7 protein-coding genes are annotated in these 6,301 nt (G+C 49.3%); 4 read left to right on the top strand and 3 right to left on the bottom strand.

Annotated features, from left to right (window positions below):
• Positions 1-789: archaeosine biosynthesis radical SAM protein RaSEA (locus tag LUQ50_RS04640; RefSeq protein WP_300036893.1), on the top strand; the 789-nt coding region annotated here is incomplete at its 5' end.
• 17 nt (positions 790-806) lie between these two features.
• Here the strand turns inward: LUQ50_RS04640 and LUQ50_RS04635 are convergent.
• The 3 genes from LUQ50_RS04635 to LUQ50_RS04625 form a co-directional block, all read right to left on the bottom strand.
• Positions 807-2,045, bottom strand: a complete 1,239-nt coding sequence (locus LUQ50_RS04635; RefSeq protein ID WP_300036890.1) for a TIGR00300 family protein — start codon at positions 2,043-2,045, stop codon at positions 807-809.
• A gap of 71 nt (positions 2,046-2,116) precedes the next feature.
• Entirely contained in the window at positions 2,117-2,710 is a 594-nt protein-coding gene (locus LUQ50_RS04630) for an NTP transferase domain-containing protein (protein WP_300036887.1), read from the bottom strand.
• Positions 2,698-3,702: a histidinol-phosphate transaminase gene (locus LUQ50_RS04625; RefSeq protein ID WP_300036884.1), complete on the bottom strand. Its 1,005-nt coding sequence runs from the start codon at positions 3,700-3,702 to the stop codon at positions 2,698-2,700. Before LUQ50_RS04625 ends, LUQ50_RS04630 begins: the two co-directional genes overlap by 13 nt.
• A 185-nt stretch (positions 3,703-3,887) precedes the next feature.
• On the opposite strand from LUQ50_RS04625, the gene LUQ50_RS04620 reads away from it, so the two are divergent.
• The 3 genes from LUQ50_RS04620 to LUQ50_RS04610 form a co-directional block, all read left to right on the top strand.
• Positions 3,888-4,058 (top strand): ribbon-helix-helix domain-containing protein, encoded by a 171-nt coding sequence (locus tag LUQ50_RS04620; RefSeq protein WP_109967703.1) that lies wholly within the window; start codon positions 3,888-3,890, stop codon positions 4,056-4,058.
• Between the two features lie 18 nt (positions 4,059-4,076).
• A complete protein-coding gene (ftsZ, locus tag LUQ50_RS04615; protein ID WP_300036871.1) occupies positions 4,077-5,249 on the top strand; it encodes a cell division protein FtsZ in 1,173 nt (390 codons plus the stop codon).
• Between the two features lie 427 nt (positions 5,250-5,676).
• The coding region (locus LUQ50_RS04610) for a phosphoserine phosphatase (RefSeq protein ID WP_300036868.1) at positions 5,677-6,301 on the top strand (625 nt) is incomplete at its 3' end.

Below are 6,301 nucleotides of genomic sequence, written 5' to 3'. Positions count from 1 at the left end.
CTTGAAACCCTGGCTGCCAGCATCGCTGAGCATAACCCTCCTTTGGTAAAGATATACACCTCAGGGAGTTTTTTTGATGACATAGAAGTTCCTCCTGCAGTCCGAGAGATGATCGCTGACATCTGCAGAGGTCGCTTACTAACAGTCGAATGCCGTGGTGACTACCTTGATTATGAAAAGGTAGCCGCATATCGCACCCGGCTCATTGATGATGAGGGAAAGGGAGGCCTGGTGATTGCAATCGGGCTCGAGACTTCTTCAGATTTGATCCGGGAGAAATGTATCGATAAAGGCCTCTCGTTTGCACAATATGTAACCGCTGCTGCAGATATCAGACGGGCCGGGGGTCTCGTAAAGACGTACCTGCTCTATAAACCGGCATATGTTACCGAACGGGAAGCGTATGAGGACATGACCTCTTCAGTCAGAGACATTATTCCTCATACCGATCTGATATCCATGAATCCCTGCTCAGTTCAACGCCATACCGTTGTTGAACGACTCTGGAAACAGGGCTCATACCGACCACCATATCTCTGGAGTGTCGCAAAGGTTCTTGCCGAGTCCCCGGTTCATATGACTTGTGACCCACTGGGAGGAGGTCAGAAACGAGGGGCACACAACTGTGGAACCTGCGATCAGATGATCCTTGATGCAATCCGCGAATATAACCTCAACGGAGATCAGGAATTGATCAAATCAGTCATGGTGATGCCATGTTCCTGCAAAAAAGAATGGGAATTTGTTATGGAGCATGAGCATCCGTATGCCATGCCTCTGACCATATAACTATTTTTATTCAGACACTATTCAGCCGACTGACCAGTCATGAGCCTGATCTGCCTGAGCAGCATCGGGATGAATGCTCCTGCATCACTCACAACACCGATAGCCTGCATCGTTCCCCGATCCATCAGTTTGGTCACGGTAGAGGGATTGATATCCACACAGATGGTTCGCACATATGAGGGGAGACAGTTCCCGACTGCGATCGAATGAAGCATGGTTGCAACCATCAGCACCATCCCGATATCAGGAACATATTTGCGCATCTCATCCTGTGCTACCCGTGCATCGGAGATTACGTCCGGCAGTGGCCCGTCATCACGAATCGAACCGGCCAGCACAAACGGAACCTGATTTTTAATGCACTCATACATGATTCCTGAGGTAACCACCCCGTTCTCTACGGCAGCACGGATTGAACCGGCTCGCATCACCTCACTAATAGCATACAGATGATTCTTGTGACCGGCAACAACCAGATCCCCGGTCTTGATCTCCATCCCGAGTGAAGTTCCGTACAAGCTGTACTCAATATCGTGGGTTGCTAATGCATTACCTGCAAACAGGACATTGATATACCCCTCTCTGACCAGTGCTGCACATGCTTCTGATGCTCCGGTATGAATAATGGCCGGCCCCCCGACCAACGCAATCTTTCCGCCACGTTTATGAAGTTCAACCATCTCACGGGCGATCTTGGCGATTGTTGTCTCAGTCGGCCGCTCCGAAGAGACACCGCCACCCATAAACTCAAACTCGTTATGTTCCCGTGACCGTTCGGGAGGGGAAACCTTCACCCCTACCTCGCCCATCACGACAAGATCTCCCTTGCTCAGTTTGTCCATCGGTGTGCAGATAGCCCGCTTTGCATGAGAATCAACCACAATAAGACAGTCCATCTCTATCTTTTCAACCTGAATCCACCGGTTCCCATATTTAATTTCGGTTGGATAATTGGTAGTTGAATAAAACCCTTTTGGAACGATCCGCTCGCCTTCAGCAGGAACAAGACTCACTTCATCTACATCAACCAGCCTGGCACCATGACGGTGGAGACGACTGACAATTCCATCAAGGCGTTCGCTGCTTTCAGAACTGATCTTAATCTTTGCATAACTTTTGTCGGTCTTTTTCTTGCCGACGTCAAACACCAGAAACTCAAAATCACCACCCATATCGAGGATGGTGTCAAGGACATTCTCTACGATTCCTGAATCGATTATATGCCCGTCGAGTTCAATCTCACGGGAGAAGCTCATGAGAGATCTTCGCGCTGCGGACATATCATGATTCGGTCAAAAACATCCGGGCATCGATGAAATGTACGTATTCAGGACCGGGAAAAGAATTTTTCAGCGGCAATGAGTTCTGCCTGATTATTAATATTAAAGGAGAGGAGCGGGTCATCGATCAGGATACAGAGTTCATCCTGTTCCCGGGTAATAGCGCTACCAAGCAGAATATTCAGTCCTGCCGGGACTGCCTCAACACCAGAGATTTCCCGGGTATACGATTGCATACATCCCTGAACTGGTACCAGCGATGAAGGAATCCAGACCGAACACGCAGAGTTACCACTTGCTACGTAGCGGGAAAGAATATAGTCCAGATGTTCAGGACGTAGGCCGGGGATATCAGCACAGACAATCAGGACCGGCCCTTTTTCTCCAAGTATTTCGACGGCTTCTACTAAATCCTCGACATACCCGATTCCTTCAGTGCAGATCTGATCAATTTCCCGGACCCGGCAGTAGTTCGCAGTATACGGAGTCCGGGGGGTGGTGATAACCACCGGTTCCAACCCTGAATTCTCAAGGGTATCAAGGACATATTCGATGAGAGGTCGATCACAGAGTCGTACCAGTCCTTTCTCTCCCATCTGCAGGCGGGAACCCCTGCCACCCGCCATTATCAGTGCAAGCACGTAGTCAGTGCCTCCAGAAGCAGATCGTTCTCATCATGCGTCCGGACTGCCACCCTGATACATGAGGGAAGACCAAACGAGGTGCAGTCCCTCACCAGGATTCCCTGGCCCTGCATGGCAGCAGTAAGTTCTGCACCACTCTCTCCAGTATCCAGGAGCAGATAATTGGCTGAAGCCTGAGAAGCAGTAAGCCCGAGTTCGCTACACCGTTTGCTGATCCGTTCACGTTCTGCTTTTATGTACTCGCGTGAACACACGAGTTCGCCATATTTTGCAAAAGCCTGCAGAGCCATCTGTTCCGCAAAGGCATTGACAGTCCAGGGAGGCCTCATTACCTCCATGGCAGCGATAAGGTCAGGCTCCCCGATTCCATATCCAAACCTGACTCCAGCCATGGAAAATGATTTCGTGAGTGAACGAAGGACAAAAAGATGAGAATCCTGAAGATCTGAAACACTCTGCATCGGATCGGCAAGATCGATAAAGGCTTCATCTACGCAGAGAATTCCATCCCCGGCTGCTACGGTGTCAAGTATGTTCTGCACCTGATCCCGTCCGGTCAGAATGCCTGATGGGTTGTCCGGATTACACAAAAATGTGAGATCAACATGCGCATGATCTGATCCGACAATCGTAGCTCCTGCAAGACGGACCGAGAGCGCATATTCGGAGAAAGTATGGGGTGGAATCTTAACCACACTGCCGGGCTGCAATATGGTATGGCAGAGAGTCCGGATTACCTCGACCGACCCGTTTCCTACACATATTTCCTCAGGTTTCCGGTTATGATGACGGGCAATAACCTCCTTCAGCAGAGCATATTGATCATCAGGATATCTCCTGATGGAATCAGGGGAGATATTCCATTCCAAAACTGGAGTTAACGGATTCAGGCTGGCACTAAAATCAATGATATCGTTTCTATGGGGTGTTCCTGCCATCCCCCTGCCACCATGTGTTGCCTTGTGTAAATCTGGAAATCTGACCGTCAATCTCTGATTATCTGTGGATGTCAGCAGTTATACAGGTATGGGATTTATGAGTTATATCAAAGGAGAAAATTTAAATAATCCCAAGATCTACTATGTGTATCTCATTGTCTGACTGGTGTCGCCCATATGTCTGACGTAAAGCCGACATGTGACTGACAAATGTCAGATCATAGAGGGTCACAACCATGCAACGTATCACCATCAGACTACCAGAGCAGCAGATCAGCGTGCTTGAGAAGATGGTGGATGCCGGTGAGTTCCCCACCATCTCTGAAGCGATCAGGGATGCTGTTCGCGAGCTCATCGAGAAGCGGGCTAACCGCATTCTCTCAGACAGTGATCAACTGTCATTTTAGATTGAGGGGGATTTAAGTATGCAGAGTATCATTAATGCCGCAGTAATAAACTCCGAGCGAGAAAAAGAACTCAAGTGTTCTATGCAGAACTATGACGACGACTTTGACGGGCAGCCAAGGATCGTAATCATCGGATGCGGAGGAGCAGGGAATAACACCATCAACCGGCTTCACAACATGGGGGTTTCAGGGGCCGAGACTATTGCGATCAATACCGATAAACAGCACCTGGATATGATCCAGTCTGACAAGCGGATTCTGATCGGAAAGAGTCTCACCAAGGGTCTCGGTGCCGGAGGATACCCCGATGTCGGACGTAAAGCCGCTGAAATGGCTCGTCCCACACTTGAGACGCTCCTTGAATCTGTCGATCTCTGCTTTATCACTGCAGGTATGGGTGGAGGGACCGGCACGGGATCTGCACCTGTTGTAGCCCAGATTGCAAAGGACCAGGGCGCTATTGTCGTCGGAATGGTCAGTTATCCATTTGACGTGGAGAAAGCACGACTGATCCGGGCAGAAGACGGTCTTGAAGCAATGGCTAAATCATGTGATTCAGTCATCCTGCTGGACAACAACCGGCTCAAGAGTTTTGTTCCAAACCTGCCACTGGCACAATCATTCTCAGTCATGGATCAGTTGATCGGAGAGACTGTCAAAGGCATCACCGAGACGATCACCGAACCATCACTGATTAACATCGACTACGCGGATGTCAGAGCCATCATGAGCAAGGGTGGCGTTGCAACCATGCTTGTCGGTGAATCCAAGCAGCAGAACAAGGCCGAGAGCGTTGTCAGGGAATGTCTCTCCAATCCGATGCTCGATATCGATTACCGGGGCGCAACCGGTGCATTAATTCACATCACCGGAGGCAGTGACCTGACCTTAATCGAGTCTGAAGAGATAGCATCATCACTCACCTATGAACTCGATGCACACGCTGATGTCATCTGGGGAGCTAGAATTCGTAATGATATGGAAGGAAAGGTCCGTGTGCTCGCTATCATGACCGGCGTAAAGAACGGAGATGCCATCGCCCAGCCAAAACACCCATACCGGGTCAGGCTCGAAGAGATGGATCAGAAGATTCGTGCCCCAAAAACACCGGATGTCGGGCGCATTAAATCAAGAACACCCGCTGCAGCAATGGACTTTGCAAGTGGACCCGATATCTTCTACTTCAAATAACGGAAGAGTATTCACAGTCTGCCAAGAACCTCACAATACTTTTCCATCTTCTTCCTAACTCTTCTCCGGACGTTTTTCACAAAACTCTTATTACGGATTGATACATCTTAATGATAGAAGGTCACTAAGGTCCCCTTCACGAAGAACGATACGAAGGTCTCCACCTCCCGGAGCCTTCAGGAATTGGGAGTCGAATATACGTGGATCGTGTTGCGAACAAGAACCGTTGTCGAACAGAAGATACTTTTTTACCCGTCTCTACGGATTTACCCGCCCGGGTCACATCCCTAATGTGGACAGTAATTCTGATTCTGATCACTATCGCACCTATTCCATCTTGTACTCCGTATTGTTCTCGCGTATGTCACACCTTTCTCATGGTACCGGGATACCAGGCGTGCCTTTTTTCAGCGAGGATTGGTAAAAGATGTTGAATGAACTGATTGACAAAAGAAAAGGAACTATCAATGGTTCCGAAGATCATAAAAACAAGCGGAATGAGTTTAACGCGCAGGCAAGTCAGTTTGCCCGTGATCGGAACACGTTAAACAACCAGACCCGCGAATGTGTTGAAGATGCCCAGAAGCACAAGGAGTTGCGGGATCAGTTCAACAAGGAAGTTCAGGAGCTCAAGGATCAGCGGAATGAGCTGAATGAGAAGGCCAATGTTCTGTTTGCTGATATCGACTCCTTCAAAAAGGATCACGGTGGGATCAAGAGCCGTGGCATCAAGGAGCTCCACAAGCAGATCGAGAGCATGGAGTTCAGACAGCAGACAGAAGTTTTCACGACCGAGAAGGAACGTGAACTGATCGAAAAGATCAAACTGCTGAAAGAACAACTCCGTGAGCAGGAAGCTGAGATAGAGCAGAACAAAGAGGTCAAAGAGAAGATCACAACGGCGAAGGAGTACCGCCGCCAGGCCTCTGAAATTCATGAGCGGGTTACTGTGCTTGCTGAGGACGCTCAGAAGCACCATGATCTGATGGTTGAGTGTTACCGCAAGGCTGACGCTTCCCGTGAGCAGGCTGATGCAGCACACAAGCAGTTTG

It is taken from the genome of Methanospirillum sp. (genome assembly GCF_028679455.1).
Classification (GTDB): domain Archaea; phylum Halobacteriota; class Methanomicrobia; order Methanomicrobiales; family Methanospirillaceae; genus Methanospirillum.
This window is presented reverse-complemented; position numbering and strand designations above follow the sequence as displayed.